This is a genomic window from Colwellia sp. 1_MG-2023, from assembly GCF_030546755.1.
GTDB lineage: Bacteria > Pseudomonadota > Gammaproteobacteria > Enterobacterales > Alteromonadaceae > Thalassotalea_H.
Window position 1 is genome coordinate 95,611 of sequence record NZ_JAUOPE010000015.1, and the last position, 18,888, is coordinate 114,498.

17 protein-coding genes and 2 riboswitches are annotated in these 18,888 nt (G+C 39.4%); all 17 genes read left to right on the forward strand.

All coding sequences use genetic code 11. The features are described 5' to 3' along the window. Positions 1–47 precede the first annotated feature (47 nt). The 17 genes from Q4493_RS15575 to Q4493_RS15655 all read left to right on the forward strand — a co-directional run bounded on the left by Q4493_RS15575 (position 48) and on the right by Q4493_RS15655 (position 18,193). Positions 48–1,196: a Gfo/Idh/MocA family protein gene (locus tag Q4493_RS15575; RefSeq protein WP_303454608.1), complete on the forward strand. Its 1,149-nt coding sequence runs from the start codon at positions 48–50 to the stop codon at positions 1,194–1,196. Positions 1,197–1,209: 13 nt separating this feature from the next. Further along, a complete protein-coding gene (locus Q4493_RS15580; protein WP_303454568.1) occupies positions 1,210–2,331 on the forward strand; it encodes a sugar phosphate isomerase/epimerase in 1,122 nt (373 codons plus the stop codon). Positions 2,332–2,374: 43 nt separating this feature from the next. Beyond that, complete coding sequence (locus tag Q4493_RS15585) at positions 2,375–3,619, forward strand: sugar MFS transporter (RefSeq protein ID WP_303454570.1); 1,245 nt, start codon at positions 2,375–2,377, stop codon at positions 3,617–3,619. Then, on the forward strand, positions 3,609–4,301 hold the full coding sequence (locus Q4493_RS15590) for a gluconate 2-dehydrogenase subunit 3 family protein (protein ID WP_303454572.1): 693 nt from the start codon (positions 3,609–3,611) through the stop codon (positions 4,299–4,301). Before Q4493_RS15585 ends, Q4493_RS15590 begins: the two co-directional genes overlap by 11 nt. Positions 4,302–4,329: 28 nt before the next feature. Continuing rightward, positions 4,330–6,063 carry a GMC oxidoreductase gene (locus tag Q4493_RS15595; RefSeq protein WP_303454575.1) on the forward strand — a complete coding sequence of 578 codons (1,734 nt, stop codon included), beginning with the start codon at positions 4,330–4,332 and terminating at the stop codon, positions 6,061–6,063. A 48-nt stretch (positions 6,064–6,111) separates the two neighbouring features. Beyond that, the gene (locus tag Q4493_RS15600; RefSeq protein ID WP_303454578.1) at positions 6,112–6,990 is read left to right on the forward strand and encodes a sugar phosphate isomerase/epimerase; all 879 of its coding nucleotides are present in this window, start codon (positions 6,112–6,114) and stop codon (positions 6,988–6,990) included. 69 nt (positions 6,991–7,059) lie between these two features. Next, positions 7,060–7,287, forward strand: a riboswitch (cobalamin riboswitch). A 101-nt stretch (positions 7,288–7,388) separates the two neighbouring features. After that, positions 7,389–8,171, forward strand: coding sequence for an ABC transporter ATP-binding protein (locus tag Q4493_RS15605; RefSeq protein WP_303454580.1), 783 nt, complete (start codon positions 7,389–7,391; stop codon positions 8,169–8,171). After that, positions 8,164–9,153 carry an iron ABC transporter permease gene (locus Q4493_RS15610; RefSeq protein WP_303454582.1) on the forward strand — a complete coding sequence of 330 codons (990 nt, stop codon included), beginning with the start codon at positions 8,164–8,166 and terminating at the stop codon, positions 9,151–9,153. Before Q4493_RS15605 ends, Q4493_RS15610 begins: the two co-directional genes overlap by 8 nt. 3 nt (positions 9,154–9,156) lie before the next feature. Then, positions 9,157–10,224, forward strand: a complete 1,068-nt coding sequence (gene cobT, locus Q4493_RS15615) for a nicotinate-nucleotide--dimethylbenzimidazole phosphoribosyltransferase (protein WP_303454584.1) — start codon at positions 9,157–9,159, stop codon at positions 10,222–10,224. A gap of 29 nt (positions 10,225–10,253) precedes the next feature. Then, positions 10,254–11,051, forward strand: coding sequence for an adenosylcobinamide-GDP ribazoletransferase (locus Q4493_RS15620; protein WP_303454586.1), 798 nt, complete (start codon positions 10,254–10,256; stop codon positions 11,049–11,051). Then, a complete protein-coding gene (gene cobU, locus Q4493_RS15625) occupies positions 11,051–11,668 on the forward strand; it encodes a bifunctional adenosylcobinamide kinase/adenosylcobinamide-phosphate guanylyltransferase (RefSeq protein WP_303454588.1) in 618 nt (205 codons plus the stop codon). The genes Q4493_RS15620 and cobU overlap by 1 nt, the downstream gene beginning before the upstream one ends. Then, the gene (locus Q4493_RS15630) at positions 11,661–12,401 is read left to right on the forward strand and encodes a histidine phosphatase family protein (protein WP_303454591.1); all 741 of its coding nucleotides are present in this window, start codon (positions 11,661–11,663) and stop codon (positions 12,399–12,401) included. The genes cobU and Q4493_RS15630 overlap by 8 nt, the downstream gene beginning before the upstream one ends. Next, a complete protein-coding gene (locus Q4493_RS15635; protein ID WP_303454593.1) occupies positions 12,401–13,882 on the forward strand; it encodes a cobyric acid synthase in 1,482 nt (493 codons plus the stop codon). The genes Q4493_RS15630 and Q4493_RS15635 overlap by 1 nt, the downstream gene beginning before the upstream one ends. Continuing rightward, positions 13,879–14,481 carry a cob(I)yrinic acid a,c-diamide adenosyltransferase gene (gene cobO, locus Q4493_RS15640; RefSeq protein WP_303454595.1) on the forward strand — a complete coding sequence of 201 codons (603 nt, stop codon included), beginning with the start codon at positions 13,879–13,881 and terminating at the stop codon, positions 14,479–14,481. The genes Q4493_RS15635 and cobO overlap by 4 nt, the downstream gene beginning before the upstream one ends. Positions 14,482–14,537: 56 nt before the next feature. Beyond that, positions 14,538–15,389: a cobalamin-binding protein gene (locus tag Q4493_RS15645; RefSeq protein ID WP_303454597.1), complete on the forward strand. Its 852-nt coding sequence runs from the start codon at positions 14,538–14,540 to the stop codon at positions 15,387–15,389. Positions 15,390–15,432: 43 nt separating this feature from the next. Continuing rightward, positions 15,433–15,569, forward strand: a riboswitch (cobalamin riboswitch). A 35-nt stretch (positions 15,570–15,604) separates the two neighbouring features. Further along, positions 15,605–17,524 carry a TonB-dependent receptor gene (locus Q4493_RS15650; protein ID WP_303454599.1) on the forward strand — a complete coding sequence of 640 codons (1,920 nt, stop codon included), beginning with the start codon at positions 15,605–15,607 and terminating at the stop codon, positions 17,522–17,524. Between the two features lie 285 nt (positions 17,525–17,809). After that, positions 17,810–18,193 carry a hypothetical protein gene (locus tag Q4493_RS15655; RefSeq protein WP_303454601.1) on the forward strand — a complete coding sequence of 128 codons (384 nt, stop codon included), beginning with the start codon at positions 17,810–17,812 and terminating at the stop codon, positions 18,191–18,193. Positions 18,194–18,888 lie beyond the last annotated feature (695 nt).

The following is an 18,888-nucleotide window of genomic DNA, read 5'->3' on the forward strand; positions in this document are numbered from 1 at the left end:
CAAGTATTTGATCATTGAATTGGATTTATCTAGTGAAAAAAGTTCGTATGGGCATGGTTGGTGGTGGTGAAGGAGCCTTTATTGGCGCCGTTCATCGTATTGCTGCTGCAATTGATGGCGAAATAGCATTGGTTTGCGGGGCGTTTAGCTCAACTAAAGAAAAGAGTTTGTCCTCCGGTTTAGGCTTATATCTCGATAAATCAAGATGCTATGAAAGTTATCAAGAAATGTTTAAGCAAGAGGCCATGTTACCTGAAAATGAACGTATGGATTTTGTCGCCATTGTAACGCCTAATCATTTACATTTTCCGGTTGCTAAACTCGCCATGGAGTATGGCTTTCACGTGATGTCGGATAAACCTGCCACGTTAAGCTTAGCGCAGGCTTACGAGTTAAAAAATGTTATTGATAAACATGCCATGCTTTACGGATTAACTCACACCTATACGGGGTATCCACTCATAAAACAAGCTAAGCACCTCATTGAACAAGGCGATTTAGGCAATATTGTTAAAGTAGTTGTTGAGTATAGCCAAGGCTGGTTGGCATCAAAATCAGATGAAAGTAGTAAACAAGCAAGTTGGCGGTTAGATCCTGAAAAATCAGGTATTAGCTGCTGTATTGGGGATATTGGCGTGCATGCGGCAAACCTTGCTGAGTATGTTTCTGGATTAACCATCGATAATATTTGCGCTGATATTTCCTCCACAATTGCCGGTAGAACATTAGATGATGATGGCACGGTGATGTTGAAATTTTCAAATGGTGCGAAAGGGGTTTTACTTGCCAGTCAAATTTCAATCGGTGATGAAAATAATTTAACCCTACGTATTTATGGCGATAAAAAAAGTATTGAATGGTCGCATTTAACGCCTAACACTTTATTGCTTAAATCGAATGATGAGCCTACCCAGCAAATAAGAGCAGGTGTTGGAAAATTGTGTGATGCTGCACAAGGTGCAATGAGAACGCCAGCCGGACACCCCGAAGGTTATTTAGAGGCTTTCGCGAATCTTTATCTTAATTTTGCTCAGCAAATTCGCGCTTTCCAAGCAAATCAAACCTGTGATAACCAAACGTTTGATGTTCCGGGTATCGATGAAGCAATACGCGGTATGGCATTTATTGAAGGTGTCGTCGCTGCTAGTCAATCTGAAACTAAGTGGCACCCGTTACTGTCACCAATAGCTAAATAAGGAAGCGAATAAAATGGAAAACAATACATCAAGTTTGCTTACTTCAAAGCAAGAAAGCTCAACTTATCGTACTCAATCTCATACTACTCAAATTAAAGGGCCAGGTATTTTTCTTGCACAATTTTGTCAAGATAAGGCACCTTTTAATAATTTAGCAGCGATTTGTGCTTGGGTTGCTAGTTTAGGGTACAAAGCGGTACAAATACCTACATGGGATAAACGATTATTTGATTTAAAGCTCGCTTATGAAAGTAAAACCTATTGTGACGAAATACAGTGCATTGTCAGTGATGCAGGGTTAAGCATTAGTGAATTATCAACGCATTTACAAGGGCAGCTGGTTGCGGTTCATCCTGCTTATGATAAGCAATTTGATGGTTTTGCGGTTGAAGAAGTAAAAAATAATCCACAAGCTAGAACCGACTGGGCTATTGACCAAGTCTCGATGGCGGCCAAAGTAAGTGCTAACTTTGGTTTGGCGGCTCATGCCTCATTTTCTGGCTCTTTGTTGTGGCAAACGGTATATCCGTGGCCGCAACGACCTGCCGGCTTGGTCGAAGACGGCTTTAAAGAATTAGCCAAGCGTTGGTTACCTATTCTCAATAAGTTTGACGAAGCCGGTGTCGATATTTGTTATGAATTACACCCTGGTGAAGATTTACATGACGGGGTAACTTTTGAACGTTTTCTGCAAGCAACCGGCAATCATCAGCGGGTGAATATTCTTTACGATCCAAGTCATTTTATTTTACAACAACTGGATTATTTGGCGTTTATTGATATTTATCATCAGCATATTAAAGCCTTTCATGTGAAAGATGCTGAATTTAGACCAAACGGGAGAAGTGGTGTTTATGGGGGCTACCAAGATTGGCAAAACCGTCCAGGCCGTTTTCGTTCTTTAGGCGATGGTCAAATTGACTTTAAACAAATATTTAGCAAATTAACCCAATATGGTTACCAAGGTTGGGCTGTATTGGAATGGGAATGTTGTTTAAAACATCCCGAAGATGGAGCGAAAGAAGGTGCGCCATTTATTGAGCAGCATCTAATCAGAACCCCAGAGCATGCCTTCGATGATTTTGCCTCAAGTGGTGAAGATGCCGCGTTAAATCGTCAAATTTTAGGGCTTTAAATGTTAACTGTTCATGCAGTTGAAATTAAAATAGGAATGAAAAATGTCAGAACAAATAAATAAAAATAAGCTTTTTATTGCGAGTTGTTTAGCGCTCACAGTAACAGCGATGACTTTTGCTATTCGCGCAGGAATTTTAGGCCAACTTAGCCAAGATTTTGCTTTATCAGATACTCAGTTAGGCTGGATTAATGCCATGGCGTTTTTAGGGTTTCCTATCGCCACTATGTTAGGCGGCTTATTGTATAACTTCTTTGGCGCTAAAAAATTGGTCACTATCGCTTTTGTTGGTCATATCCTTGGTTTGATTTTAACCATTAGCGCGGACGGGTTTTGGTCGTTATTAATATCAAGTTTCTGTATTGGTTTTGCTAATGGCGCCGTGGAAGCAGGTTGTAACCCATTAATTGCTGATATGTATCATAAAAACAAAACCACTATGCTTAATAGATTTCACGTTTGGTTTCCTGGCGGCATAGTTGTTGGCGCATTAATCTCAAAAATGATGACAGACATGAGCTTTGGCTGGCAAGCGCAAATTGCCGTAATGTTAGTGCCTACGGTTATCTATGGTTATTTAATTCTGTCGCAAAGCTTTCCTAAAACCGACAACATTGAAACGTCAACGAGTAAAAATATCAAAGCGTTATTTTCGCCTTTATTCCTCTTCATGGCTGTTTGTATGACGCTCACAACGACGAGTGAATTAGGAACGCAACAATGGATTGAACGTATTTTAGGTTCATCTGGTGCTTCGCCAATGTTAATTATGGCGATGATCACCGGCGTTATGGCTGTAGGTCGTTATTTTGCCGGCCCTATTGTTCACAAATTTAACCCTTCGGGGGTGTTACTTTATTCAGCGGTTGTCACCACCATTGGTATTTATTCAATGAGTGTTGCTACCGGTAATATGGTGTATGTATCAGCGCTTTTATTTGCCTTAGGGGTTACGTATTTTTGGCCAACAATGGTGGGATTTGTCGCAGAAAACATTCCTGATTCAGGCGCTTTAGGTATGTCTTTATTGGGTGGGATCGGGATGTTTGCCGTAAGTATGTGGAACCCTGTGATCGGCAAATGGATAGATGAAGCTCGTCAACAAGCACTAACGCTTAATAGTGATCCTGCGCTTGCTGAATTAGCGGCAGGTCAAGCAACTCTCGCTAACCTAAGTATCTTTCCGTTTGTACTGATTTTTGCCTTTACTGGTTTAGTATTGGTCATGCGAAAAGCTGCGGCTACACAAGTATCAACAGACACTGAGGAGGCGAACATTGAAAAATAATCGTAATTATTCAACTTTGCCATTTTCAATGAATAAAGCAGACGTTCAAAACTCTGACGTCAAAAGTACTGAAATGAAACCGCAAGTTGAACAAAGTAAACGACAATTTTTACGTGGCTTAACGGCGTTAATGGGCGCGGCTGCAGTTACACCATTTATCAGCGGTGATGCCTTAGCAGTAGCCTTTAGTTATCAGCCTAACAGCCATAGTGCTTTGCAAGCAGGTAAACTTTTTACATTAAAACAAATGCAAATATTACATGATATTTGTGCGGTGGTGTTACCTAGAACAGATACGCCAAGTGCGGCTGAGTTGGACGTTCATGGCTTTTTAGATCATCAATTATCTGTGTGCTATGACCAAGAAAACCAACAACAAGCTGTTGCACTTGTTGAAAAAATTAACGTTCAGAGCAACGCGAACTTTAACAAAGCGTTTATTGAGTTAAATAACATAAACCAACAGGATTTATTGGTTGCTTTAGAAGCAGAAAAACTTGGATTTACCTCGCAAGATAAACACGCATTTAAAGCATTAAAGTCACTATTAGTGTTTGGATTTTTCACCACTGAAATTGGTGCAACTCAAGCGTTAAATTATCAAGCTGTTCCAGGTGGCTTTGAAGGCTCAGTAGCCTATTCATCGTTTAAAAAATCATGGGGTTCTTTGGCGTATTACTAAGTTAGTAATTGCTAAGTGAGAGATAGTTATGGATCAAGAATTATATATTAATAACAGCACTGAAGAATATGATGCCTTAGTGATTGGCTCTGGCATTTCAGGTGGTTGGGCAGCCAAAGAATTTTGCGAGCGAGGCTTGAAAACCTTAATGGTAGAGCGTGGCCGTGTTGTTGAGCATCGCAAAGATTATATTGGTGAAGGAAAAGGTCCTTGGGAATTTGCCAATCGAATGAAAGTAGATAATTTACTTGTTGAAGAACAGTATAAAGTACAGAAAAAATGTTACGCGTTTCATGATGCAACCAAACACTTTTTTGGTAATGACAAAGATTTACCTTATTCAACGGAAAAGGGCACTGATTTTACTTGGATCAGAGCGAATCAACTCGGTGGAAAGTCATTGTTATGGCATCGTCAATCGTACCGGTTTAGTGATAATGAATTTAATGCCAATAAAGCCGATGGTGTTGGCAACGATTGGCCGATTCGTTATAAAGATCTTGAAGCGTGGTATAGCCATGTTGAAAAGCATGCTGGGATAAGCGGTAACTATGACAACTTGCCACAAATTCCAGATAGTGAATTTTTACCTCCTTTCGAGTGGATGAAACCTGAAAAAGATTTACAAAAAAAGTTTGCCCGTCTTTTTCCTGAACGTCCGATGATTATGGGGCGTACGGCTCATTTAACTCAGCCGACCGCGCTCCATATTTCACAAGGGCGAGTACAATGCCAAGCAAGAAATGAATGTCAAAAAGGTTGTTCATTCGGCGCTTATTTTTCTACGCAAAGCTCTACTTTACCGGCTGCAGCTAAAACAGGTAATTTACATATTGCCCCTAATAGCGTAGTTCATAGCTTAATTTACGATGAAAAAACCAATCGCGTGAAAGGCGTTAAAGTTATTGATAATGACAATTTAACGACCCGTGAATACTTTGCCAAAGTGGTGTTTTTATGTGCTTCAACCCTTGGTTCAACGCAAATTATGCTGAACTCAACATCGAAAAAGTTCCCGAATGGCATTGCCAATAGCTCGGGCGTGTTAGGTCATTATTTAATGGATCATGTATACAATGCGGGCGCGAGTGGTCGATTAGAAGGTTATGAAAATGAATATTATTCAGGCCGTCGTCCTACCGCAGCATATATCCCAAATTTTCAATTTGAGCCTTCCAAATATAAGAAAAACTATAAACGCGGCTATGCTTTAGCGGGCGGTGCCGGTCGAAGTAATTGGCAAGGAAATCGTTTTCAAGACGGTATTGGTGCTGACTTTAAACAGCAGCTAACTCAAGCCGGAGATTGGTATTTTGGCTTGCATGCTCAAGGTGAAATGTTACCCCGATATGAAAATCAGGTGTCATTACATGCGACCAAAAAAGATAAATGGGGGATCCCTCAATTACACATAAATTGTCAGTGGTCAGAGAATGAAAGACTAATGATGGCTGATGCGGCGGAAACGGCGAAAGATATGCTCGTAAAAGCGGGGGTAAAAGACGTTACTAGTTATACATCACTGGATAAAAATGCCCCAGGATTAGCGATTCATGAAGTTGGTACGGCTCGCATGGGACGCGATCCGGCTGATTCAGTGTTAAATGCTTATAATCAAACCCATGATATTCCTAATTTATTTGTTACTGATGGCTCAAGTTTTTGCTCGACAGCTGTTGTTAACCCATCATTAACATTTATGGCGCTTACCGTTAGGGCGGTTGATTACGCGGTAAAAGAGATGAACGCAAAACGAATTTAGTCGTTGTATAAACCTTGGATAAACTAAACCGAAATGTAAGAGAAAATAATGAAAAAATTTAAAGATATCTTAAGTATGCTTGTAGCGAGCAGTAGTTTGCTTTTCGCCACGTTAGCGACAGCTCATGATAATCACGAAAAATCTAATTTTACTACTTCACCACAATTGAGTGTGCAACTTTGGTCTGTTAAAGATGAAGTTAAAGCAGACTTCAAAGGAACCCTTAAAACGTTAGCGGAAATGGGCTTTGAAGGGGTGGAGTTTGCTAATGAATTTGGTGAATTTTCAGGCAATGCAACCGCAATAAAACAAGTGTTAGATTCACTTTCGTTAAAAGGCAGCGGTGCGCATGTCTCTTTTGAGCAACTCAATGATGAAAATTTTGCTGACACCGTTAAGTTTTATCAAACACTCGAAGTTGATATGTTGATTGTCGGTTGGGATGAACGTGCTTGGCACCCAGAAGGCATAAAAGAAGTAGTGGCGTTATTAAACAAGCTTGCAAAAAAATTAGCGCCATTTGGCATGAAAACTGGTTTTCATAATCATGATCATGAATTTAATGACTATGCAGGAACAACTTACTGGGATTATCTAGCGATGAACACGCCTGAAAATGTAGTACTTCAGCAAGATGTTGGTTGGACAACGTATGCAGGAAAAGACCCTATTGCTTACGTTGAAAAATACCCTGGCAGAACGATAACCACTCATTACAAAGTTAAACTCCCTAAAGGTACTCACGGAAAACTGCCTATTATTGGTCAAGATACTATTGATTGGTTGAATTTAACGAAAGCTAATATGACGGTTGGCGGTACAATATGGTTAGTCGTTGAACAAGAAGAGTACCCTAATGGCTTAACCCCACTGCAAGCGGTAGCTGAATCAAAGCGTGGCTTAGATAAGGTTTTAGAAAAGTTATAATAAGTAAACGATAAAGTATTTTAGACGTCTATATAGCTAAAATGTAGTCAACGTTATTTAGCTATGATAAAGTAGCGCAAATTTTATGGTGTCTGTGTGTTTATTCAACAGAATTAAAAACACAGCTTAAAAGGGAATGTGGTGCATACCAACTATTTTCATAGAGGTATAATTCCGCAACTGTTCCCGCAACTGTAAGTAGAGCTGAATTTTATTACCACTGGCATAACTGCTGGGAAGGATAAATTTGGGTTATCTCTATAAGTCAGGAGACCTGCCATAAAATAATACGAATATACTGTGCGGGTAACATGGTAGGTATTTTGTTGCACTATCTCCTTACATTCCTGCACAAAATTTCCTTACCAATACCACGCTGATTTAACCTTGTGGTATTTATGACGATTATTCATTTACAAGCTGAAAATGTTTCTTGGCAGATTAATAACAAACACATTATTAATGATGTTAGTTTTACCGCTATTAAAGGCGAAACCGTCGGGATTGTTGGTCCAAACGGCGCCGGTAAAACGTCGCTATTAAAATGCTTGTATCAAGAAAATAAAATGACCTCAGGTAAGGTTACTCTTTCGGATACATCATTAGATTTATTCGATCGAAAAGACATCGCAAAAAAAGTCGCCGTGGTTGCCCAGCAACATGAAGCCGTTTTCAACTTAACGGTTTTTGACATAGTTCATATGGGCTTGATCCCGCATAAAGCATTCTTTGAAAGTAATACCGACTCAGATATCGAATTAATTGATAAGGCATTATCGCAAGTTAATTTACAAGATAAAAAGTATCAAGTGTTTAATACTTTATCGGGTGGTGAGCAGCAGCGGTGTTTAATTGCTAGAGCAATAGTCCAGCGTCCCGAAATTCTTATTATGGATGAGCCAACGAATCACTTAGATATTTACTATCAACATCAAATATTATCGATTGTTAAACAGCTTGGTTTAACCTTAATTATGACCATTCATGATTTAAATTTAGCCGCACAATATTGCGATCGTTTATTGTTGCTCTCCCAAGGCGAAGTGAAAGCATTTGATGATACAGAAAACGTGCTGACTGCCGCTTTAATTAAAGATACGTTTAGCATTGATTGTTTGGTTGATAAAAACCCGCTTACTGAAAAAATGCGAGTGACTTACGGAGGCGCTTCGCATGACTAAGCAAGGGAAGTCGTTTAGCAAAATTGGCGTACTTATCATCTTGGTAATGCTTTCAATATTGTTATCAATGGGCTTTGGCACCGCAGAATTGGGTTACCAAAAAGTATGGCAGTGTTTGACAGATGAATGCCAACGACCTATTTATCAAACTATTTTATGGGATATTCGATTTCCGCGAGTTCTGATGGGATTTCTAGCCGGTTTTGCTTTAGCAGCAGCGGGTGCTTTAATGCAAAATGTGACTCGTAATCCGTTAGCCGATCCTTATCTATTTGGCATTGTTGCAGGCGCAGGCTTAGGCGCTACCTTATCAGGGCTACTTCCTGAACACTTGCAAGCCATTTCATTACCATTAGCGGCATTTATCGGCGCATTGACCGCTGTTTCAATCGTGGTCGTTGTCTTAATGGGCAATAATTGGCGGCGCGTTGAGCATTTGTTGTTAGCCGGTGTTGCTGTGTCCTTTTTACTCAGTGCCTTTACCAGTTTTATTTTATATTTTGGTGAGGCCTTTGCGAGTAATAGAGTGATTTTTTGGATGATGGGCTCACTTGCACGTGCAGATTACTACGCCTTATCTTGGGTGATCCCCGTTATTAGCGTATGCATTATTTTAGCCTTGGTGTTTGCCAGACAATTAGATGCCTTATTACTAAGTGATGAAAGTGCAAGAACGCTAGGGGTTAATGTTGATAAATTACGACTATTAGCGCTGATTGTTTGTGCCGCTATGACCGCCGTTATTGTTTCTTATTGTGGTGGCATTGGCTTTGTAGGCTTGATGATCCCACATATTGTTCGGCCATTTTTTGGTTTAACTACGGCAAAGTTATTATTAAGTTCAGGCTTAGTCGGCGGCTGTTTTTTAATTTGGGTTGATGTGGTTGCCAGAACGATTGTTCCAGGACAAGAGATCCCTATAGGGGTGATAACTTCGGTTATTGGTAGTTTATTTTTCCTCTTTATCATGCGAAAGGTGTAAGTCGTGTTTTCAATAAAGCCATTAAATAACCATAATTCAGCAGCCATTCAACAGGTTATTGACAGTAAAACTAAGCCGTTAGGCGCGCTAGGTCAACTTGAATATTTGGCGAAACAACTCATGTTAATTCAAAGCCAACAGCGTGATCTTGCTACGACAAAACTGACTATCTCAGCGCCAAGCATGTTAGTGTTTGCTGCTGATCATTGTATGGCTCAACAAGGTATCAGTATTGCGCCAAGTGAAGTGACACGGCAAATGGTGTTGAATTTTTTACAGGGCGGCGCAGCAATTAATTGCTTTTGTCGCAGTAATAATATCGCCATGAAAGTGATTGATGCCGGAATCAATACCTCTTTAACGTCTGAAGAAAAGTCCTTAAGCGGGCAATTTATCGAGCAACGCTTAGGGGCTGGTATCAATGATATTTCTAAAACCAGTGCCATGAGTGATTCTCAAGTACAACAAGGGCTGTTATACGGTAAAAAAGTCACCACAGATACCATTAATCAAGGCTGTAATATATTATTACTGGGTGAAATGGGAATAGGCAATACCAGTTCAGCGTCAGCTATTTTAGCTGCGTATTCTCAACAACCTGTTGAACAATGTGTTGGCAATGGCACAGGGATAAATGCACAACAACTCTCGGTTAAAAAACAACTCATTGCACAAGCGATATCAAGATTAGCGCCAGAGCAAGTATTGTCGGATCCATATTATGTATTAAAAGAATTAGCCGGCTTTGAAATAGTGCAAATGGTTGGTGCTATTTTAACGGCAGCAGAGCAAGGCATAGCGGTGTTAATTGATGGTTTTATTGTCACTAGTGCAGCTTTGGTTGCTACTAAAATCAACCCAATTGTTCGCGATTATTTAATCTTTGCTCATCAATCAAATGAATACGCTCATCAATTAATGTTAACCATACTTGAAGCAAAACCATTATTAAATTTAGGTCTGCGTTTAGGTGAGGGCACAGGTGCTGCCTTAGCTTTACCTTTATTAAAAGCGGCGGCTAGCTTTTATAATGATATGGCGAGTTTTGAAAGTGCTGGAGTCACAGTTTAATGCCAGCGCTTTTGTCAAAAAGGCACTTAGTGAAAATCCGCTACCAATGGCAGCTGTTTTGTCTTGCCTTAATGTTTTTTAGCCAAATACCGGTTGCTAAAAATTTACCTTATTCTGAAAAGCGGATGAACAGTGCCAATCGATATTTTTCATTAGTCGGTATTGTTATTGGTTTACTGGTTGCTTTGAGTTTTTACCTTTTCGACAGCTTATTTTCTATTGATGTCGCAATTTTACTGACCATGATCACCAGTGTGTTTATCACAGGGGCTTTTCATGAAGATGGTTTAGCTGATATGGCCGATGGCATGGGGGGCGGTTATAGTCCTGCGAAACGGTTAACTATTATGAAAGACAGTCGTATCGGCACGTATGGCGCAGTTACATTAATTTTATCTTTATTACTTAAATTTCAGTTGCTTGTTGAACTTGAACAGTTTTCGTTACTGATAGTTGCAGTGATTTTTTCCTACTCGATGTCTAGAGCTTTTGCGGCAAGTTTAATCTTTGATACGCCTTATGTGGTAGATGATGACACCAGTAAAAGTAAGCCGATTGCCTCACAACAATCTCGTCGTGACCTTGTTATTTTAATTGCAGTGGCATTACTACCTTGCGCGTTGTTCCCTTGGTATTTTGATGATTTTTGGACGTTACTTATCTCAATTTTCGTTGTTTTATGTCTCTTGCGTATTGCATATAGACACTGGTTAATGCGCAAAATTTCTGGCTTTACCGGTGATTGTTTAGGTGCAGCACAACAAATAAGTGAGTTGGTGATTTATTTAGTTATGATTCACCATGTCTCAAATACGGGAGCCTTCTAATGTTGCATTTAGTATTAGGTGGCGCGCGTTCTGGTAAATCATCATTTAGCGAGCAATGGCTACAAGCACAAAAAGAAGTAGCTCAACAACCTCCTTTTTATGTAGCTACCGCCCAAGCATTAGATGAAGAAATGCAACAACGTATCGCACACCATCAACAGCTGAGAGCCGCGTCAAAATGGCGGTTAATTGAATGTCCACTGCACTTGAGTAAATTTTTAACAGGGCTAAATGATAAGCGAATTAATCACCCCCCTGAAACTCAATATGTTTTAGTGGATTGCCTGACGTTATGGTTGACGAATCATTTAATGGTGGCGCTTGAACAAAAGCAAGATGATCGTCAAAGCAGTGATTATTTAGCCGAAAAGATAGCTGAGTTAATTAATGCGTTAACTTATGCGTCAACTGAACATTTAGCAACAATCGTGTTAGTGGCAAATGAAGTGGGATTAGGTGTTGTACCACTGGGAAAACCTTCACGTTTATTTGTCGATCACGCAGGTTGGCTGAATCAACAATTAGCAAAAATTGCTGAGCAAGTCACTTTAGTAACGGCAGGAATTCCATTGACCTTAAAGTCGCCAAAAAACGGTGAGGTGAATTATCGTGGCTAATATTTATTTACTGCGTCATGGTAAAGTCAGTGGCGAAGCGGCTTTATATGGTAAAACCGATGTAGAGGTGCTACCTGAAATAAATTTACAAATTGCTAAGCAGTTTGCCGCATTGAACTTACCTATTGATGCCGTGATCACCTCTCCATTAATTCGCTGTGCGAGCCTTGCTCAACTTATCGGCACTACATTACAACGACCAGTTTCAGCCATGGCGCAATTGAAAGAAATGGACTTTGGTCTTTATGACGGCATTGCTTTTGATCAATTGCATCAAGATAAAGGTATTTGGCAACAACTTGAGCGCTTTTGGCAAAATCCCGTGCAACACCCTTTACCTAACGCAGAGTTGCTCACCGGTTTCTCTTATCGGGTAATAAATGCATGGCAAGCCATAATTGCTGATGTGATTAAGCCGACTGTTGCGGGTGAACAATCAACAGATAATATTTTATTGGTTTGTCACGGCGGTGTTATTCGCATGATTTTAGCGCATTTATTAAATATCGATTTTAGAAACCCGCTTTGGTACACCAATTTATCTATTGCCAATGCCAGCTTAACTGCAATTGACATAAACCAACAACAACCAAGAGTAAAGCAAATTGCCAAGCCATTATTAAAGGTAAATAGCGAGCTGAGCCCGGCAACGAACGATAGCGTTTCTCGCCGTGATTTTCCTTATAATTTGTTAGAGCAATCACACACCGATTATTTACGGGAGCTTAACTAATGGCTGCGAAAACCTTGATGGTACAAGGCACAACAAGCGATGCTGGAAAAACCACCTTAGTGGCGGCTTTGTGTCGTATTTATGCCAAACAAGGTTTGAAGGTTGCGCCTTTTAAACCACAAAATATGGCATTAAATAGTGCGGTTACAGCATGTGGTGGCGAAATAGGCCGAGCTCAGGCGGTGCAAGCTCAAGCTGCAAAGGTTGAATTGTCGGTTGATTTTAATCCGATACTTTTAAAACCACAATCAGATAAAAATGCCCAAGTGATCATTCACGGCAAAGTGTTTTCCAGTATGGATGCTCAGGATTATCACGACTATAAAACCATAGCGAAACAAGCGGTCTTTGCATCTCATCAGCGTTTAGAACAAAGCTTTCAACGTATTATTGTTGAAGGAGCAGGCAGCCCTGCAGAAATTAATTTGCGTGCTGGTGATATTGCTAACATGGGATTTGCTGAACAAGCCGATTGTCCGGTGATCATTATTGCCGATATCGATAAAGGGGGCGTTTTTGCTCATCTTGTGGGTACTTTAGCCTTGTTATCAGAAACCGAGCAAGCTCGCGTGGTGGGCTTTGTCATCAATCGTTTTCGTGGTGATATTAAATTACTTGAATCAGGACTCACTTGGCTTGAAGAAAGAACCCAAAAGCCGGTGTTAGGCGTTATTCCTTATATTCACGGGTTACATATTGCGGCAGAAGATGCGGTATCTGAGCAGCAACAAGTGACCCAAGCAAAACTAAAAGTTATTGTGCCGGTAACGCCTCGCATGAGTAATCATAACGATTTTGATGCTTTGCGGGTTCATCACGAAATAGATTTTCAATTTATATATGCGTCAGAATTAAAGGCAACGACGTTGCCACCCGCCGATTTGATCATATTAGCAGGCAGTAAAAACACTCGTGCTGATGTCGCATTTTTAAAGCAACAAGGTTGGGATCAACAAATTCAAAAACATTTGCGTTACGGTGGTAAGGTTTTTGGTATTTGTGGTGGCTATCAAATGTTAGGCCAAACCATTGCTGACCCTTTTGGTATTGAAGGGGATAAAGGTGAAACATCAGGACTGAATATTTTACCGATGAGCACTGTTTTATCAGCAGATAAAACCCTTAAAAATCAACAAGGAACATTAACCTTAGCAGGAAAAAATATTACTGTGCAAGGGTATGAAATTCACCTAGGGATCACAGAACATTTTTCCGCAATGACGCCTTTATTATCGATAAACAATCAAACGCAAGGTGCTATCAGTGAGGATGGACAAGTAGCAGGTTGTTATTTGCATGGCGTATTTGATCAAGCCGATGCCATTGATACGTTAGCGCTTTGGTGTGGTGCCAGTTTACAGAACAGTCAAAATTTAGAAGAAATACAAGAACAAGCGATAGAAAAATTAGCTTACGTTTGCCAAGCACATATGGATATCGACAAGCTAGAACACATTTTACAACAGTGGAGAAATTCATGAACGAACAAGATAAAAAAGCAAAACATCAACAACGCCAACAAAAACTCAAAGAAAAAGTTGATGAGCGAATAGCCGCCGCTACAGACGATAAAGGCTTGTTATTGGTTATCACCGGCAATGGTAAAGGAAAATCTACCGCAGGTTTTGGCGTAGTCACCCGTTCGGTTGGCCACGGATTAAAAGCCGCGGTTTGTCAGTTTATTAAAGGCACTTGGGATTGCGGAGAGCGAAACTTACTGGAAAGTCATGGCGTGCCTTTTTATGTAATGAATACAGGATTTACTTGGGAAACGCAGAATAAAGAACAAGATATCGCCGCGGCGGAAAAAATTTGGCAAGAAGCCAAAAAACTCCTTCAAGATCCAAGTATTAATACGATTTTACTTGATGAGCTGACTTATATGCTCAGTTATAAATACCTAGATCTAGATGAAGTGCTTGATGCCATTAAAAACCGCCCTGAAGGACAACATGTTGTTGTGACCGGTAGAGCAGCGCACCGCCAATTAGTGGAAATGGCCGACACAGTGTCTGAAGTGCAATCGTTAAAACATGCTTTTGAAAACGGCATTAAAGTGCAAAAAGGTATCGACTGGTAAGTGAGTCGCTTAAAAAATACCAAGATCTAAACGAATGTAGTTATAGAGAGTTCAAGATGAAAATCAAGACGATCATTATCCTGTTTATTACCTTATTGAGTGTGAATAGTTTCGGGAATGAAAACGAAAAACCGCTGGGTAAAGCGGCAAAACGAATCATAGCATTAGCGCCACATATTGTTGAAAATCTTTATGCGATTGGCGCGGGAGACCTTATTGTTGGTACCACAGAACACGCTGATTTTCCTGAGCAGGCTAATAGTATTCCTCGTATTGGCAATTACGCCAAGTTGAATATAGAGCAAGTACTAGCGATGGATCCTGACTTAATTATTGCTTGGAAAAGTGGTAATCCCAGCGATGACTTAGCACGCCTAAAAAAACTAGGCTTGAATATTGTTTATTCTCAACCGGAAACTTTGGAGTCTGTCGCTCAAGAGTTGCGTTATTTTGGCGAGTTAACCGGTAATACTGTGTTAGGCGAACAAAAAGCCACTGAGTTTTTACAGCAACTTGCCGATATTCGAGATCGATATAAGAATAAAACGGCAATCAGTGTGTTTTATGAGTTATGGCCTAGGCCGTTAACCACAGTGGCAAATGACGCCTGGCCACAGCAGCAACTTAATGTTTGCCAAGCGAGTAATCCGTTTATTAATAGTGAAACCGATTATCCGCAAATTAATGTAGAAAATGTGATTTTAAAAGCACCACAAATCATTATTCAACCGAGTTCTCATGGGATGAGCTCGCCTGATAAAGTGAATTGGCCACAATGGCCGGCAATACCAGCCGTGAAAAACAAGGCTTTTTTACACCCAGATGCTGATCAATTACATCGTATGACATCACGTTCATTAGATGAATTATCACTGCTTTGTCAGCAAATAGATCGATTTAGACAGTAAGTTTAAAAAGAAAACCAACGTGCTATTTTCTTGAAAAAGTGAATAGTAAATTACGAATTTAAGTGTTTGGCGCCAAACCGAACATTTGGGAAACAAGTGAAAATCTTGTACTGCCCCCGCAACGGTAATTCAACCTTGGGTTGATCAGTCCGGAGACCGACTTAAATTCATTATTTTGTTTAACTGATGCGGGTGGCATTGGTGGCGAGGAGATTATGAAAAAAACACTTTTAGCGTCGTCGATTATCGCGACATGTACTTTGAATGCCCACTTAGTTTTAGCAGATGAACTCATTGCAGATGACGTTCAAGCCGACGAACAAATGTTAGTGACGGCAAATCGTTCTCAACAAGACAGTTTTTTAGCCTTATCGGCTAATGAAATTATTACGCGAGAAGCGATTGAACAACTGCAAGTAACTAGCGTGAGTGACATTTTGAAAACAGTTGCGGGTATTCATGTAGCGAATCAAGGCGGCGCAGGGCAAGCAAGCTCAGTTTATACTCGAGGAACGAATAGTAACCATACGTTAATACTCATTGATGGAGTAAGAGTTGGCTCGGCTACGTTAGGTACAGTAAATTTATCGGCTATTTCAGCTCAGCAAATTGAGCGAATCGAAATAGTTAAAGGTCCACGCGCGGCATTATGGGGATCAGATGCCATTGGTGGGGTAATACAACTGTTTACCAAGCAGCATAACCAAGGTGAAGGGAGCGTAAGTTTTGGTTTAGGCAGTAATGGCTTAATGCAAGGTTCGGCTTCAATGGGGTTTGGCAATGAAAATCACCGATACACCTTAAATGTTTCTTCAGAGAAGTCAGACGGTTTTAATGCTTATGTTTCTGATCCGGATAACCCATACGATATCAATGAACCTGATGATGACGGTTATAAGCGTCAATCTGTATCACTTATCGGTAATAGTCAATTTACTGATTCGGTGTCGATGAAATTAGTTGGCCGTTTTGAAGAAAGTAATAGTGATTATGATGCTTCATACCCTGATTCACCTTGTTGGGACGATTACACGAAAGTGTGCCCTAGTTTTTATGCGAATAAACAAACCGCTGAAAATTATCATGTGAAAGTTGCCGGTGTTTATCAAACTGAAAAATTGTCACTTGAAGCGTCTATCGCGAAAAACCAAGATCAAGGGGCTACATACGGGAACGGTATACTCAAAGGCGATGCTGACGAAATTAAAACAGAGCGTGAGCAATTTTCATTAGTGGGTAATTATCAATTATCAGAGCAAACAGGTTTTGCATTTGGTACCGATTGGTATGAAGAGTCGGTTTCAACCAATACAGATAAAGTTTCTTGGCAACCGGGTTTTCAAGCTTGGGAACTTGATAAACGCGCGGTTAGTGCGGTTTTCGTGCAAGCGAGACATCAAGCCAATCAATTTATTTTTGAATTAGCAGGTCGCTATGACGATATTGAAAAGATTGGCAATGAATCAAACTATAACGCTTCAATTGGTTATCAGTTACCTAAAAATTGGCTGATTAGTCTTAATAGCGGCACGGCTTTTAAAGCGCCAACCTTTAATGACTTATATTGGCCAGGTTCGGGTAACCCTGATTTACGCCCAGAAAGTTCAACCACTAACGAAGTATTATTAAGAAAGAGTGCTGAAAATTCGTTAATTGAAATTAGTATTTACGATACTGAAGTAGAAGATTTGATTGCATGGAGTCCAAATGAATTTGGACAATGGCAACCAGCTAATATCAACAAAGCGAATATGAAAGGGGTTGATATTAATTATTCGGGTGATTATCTTGATTTTGATTACCAAATAGCGCTGACCTATGTAGAAACTGAAGATAAATCTACCGGCGAAGACTTACTAAGACGTCCTAAATTTAATGTGAATATGGTATTGAATTATCATTGGCAAGATTGGTTATTCGGCACTGTCGTGAGTTATCGAGATGAAGCAAAAGATAGTGGAAATGTTGATTTAGACGATTACTGGATAGTTGATTTAACCACTAGCTACCAAGTGAATGACGCGTTAACAATTGCTGGTAAAATATCAAATGCATTCGATAAAAATTATCAGTCAGCGTTAAATTATCAAGCTGACGATACAAACTATAGTGTTAACGTTTCTTATAGTTTTTAAACGACTTTTTTATAAAAGATCTCATACTTTTACCAAAAAGTAGACAGCTATTAAAGCCACTTATAAATAATAAATAAGTGGCTTTTTTTATTAAATGGCGAGCCAAAATAATATCTTAGATATCTCAACTCTCGTTTTCAACAAAGTTAATATCAATTGTTTTTAAAGAAAAACATTGTTAGCTTACTGATATTAATTAAATAAATTCGTGTATTTTGATATAAGTTTGTATGAGATTTATAGGGACTTATCGGGAATTCACGTTAATAAACTGTTAGGTGTTACATGAAAATATCGAACATTTTACTTATTTTGGCTATTGTAACTGCTCTAGCGGCCGGAGTTTTCTACCAATTTCAAATAGGTTATTCATTTTTTAGTGAAATTGGCATATTTATATTGGTTGGTTTCTCTTCATTAGTTATTTCAGCTGTTTTGACTTGCAGAGTCGGCTACACGCTAGATGTATTTGACTTAAAGGGACGCTTAGCTTGTTTAACCTTATTTATATGGCTAACGTTCGAGTTCGATTTCATTTTTAACTTACCTTACATGTACAATGGCATTGGTATCCAGAAGGTCAATTATATAATGTTGTTTGGTTTGTCGCCGATACTTATTCTGTACTATAAAAAAGGTAAACAAATTTTAGCTGAAGGTGAAACCTAACAAGCGCATTAACCAACGGATTGCTAACAGTTTTCTCGGTTCCGATCCGCTTCACATTTTAGCAAACTATTATCACCCCTTAAATGGGCGTTAGGCAAAAGGGATAAATTTCAGACATGATGAACTTTTTAAAATGGACTTTTATTAAAGCATGGCCAGTTTTTATGTTTATTCCTATTTTAGTCATTCACTTAATATTAATGTTCTCGCCATGCTTTAATAGTAACTTTCTTTGTTATGATAACTCTCAAATTAACAAATTGATCTCATTTTTAATGCAGTTGTCAGGCGGTTTATTAATATTAATATCTATAGATTCAAACATTGAACTATTTAAAAAAAATTCTTTAGCTGGGATGATAAAATCATGGTATGAAATACGTCCTTAGAAGAAGCAAGAAAAGCCAAAAGGAGCGGAAGGGAATTTATCATTTACAATACCAAAACCTCTATTTAAGTTCAGAGGCAGCCAGCAACCAAGTACTATTGAAGATAAACTTGAGCTACTTAAAACAAAGTTAGATTGGTTAAATGAAGATTTCAAAAATTATCAAGATGTAACAGTTGAAAAGCTACAAAGCTTAGAGTCAGCATTAAGTCAAAAAAATAATATTCAGATGTACTAGCTCAGACTTGATCTGACAGTTACCCGTTTTTTAATCGGTGACTGTCAGTTTAAATTTGAGCTAAATTCT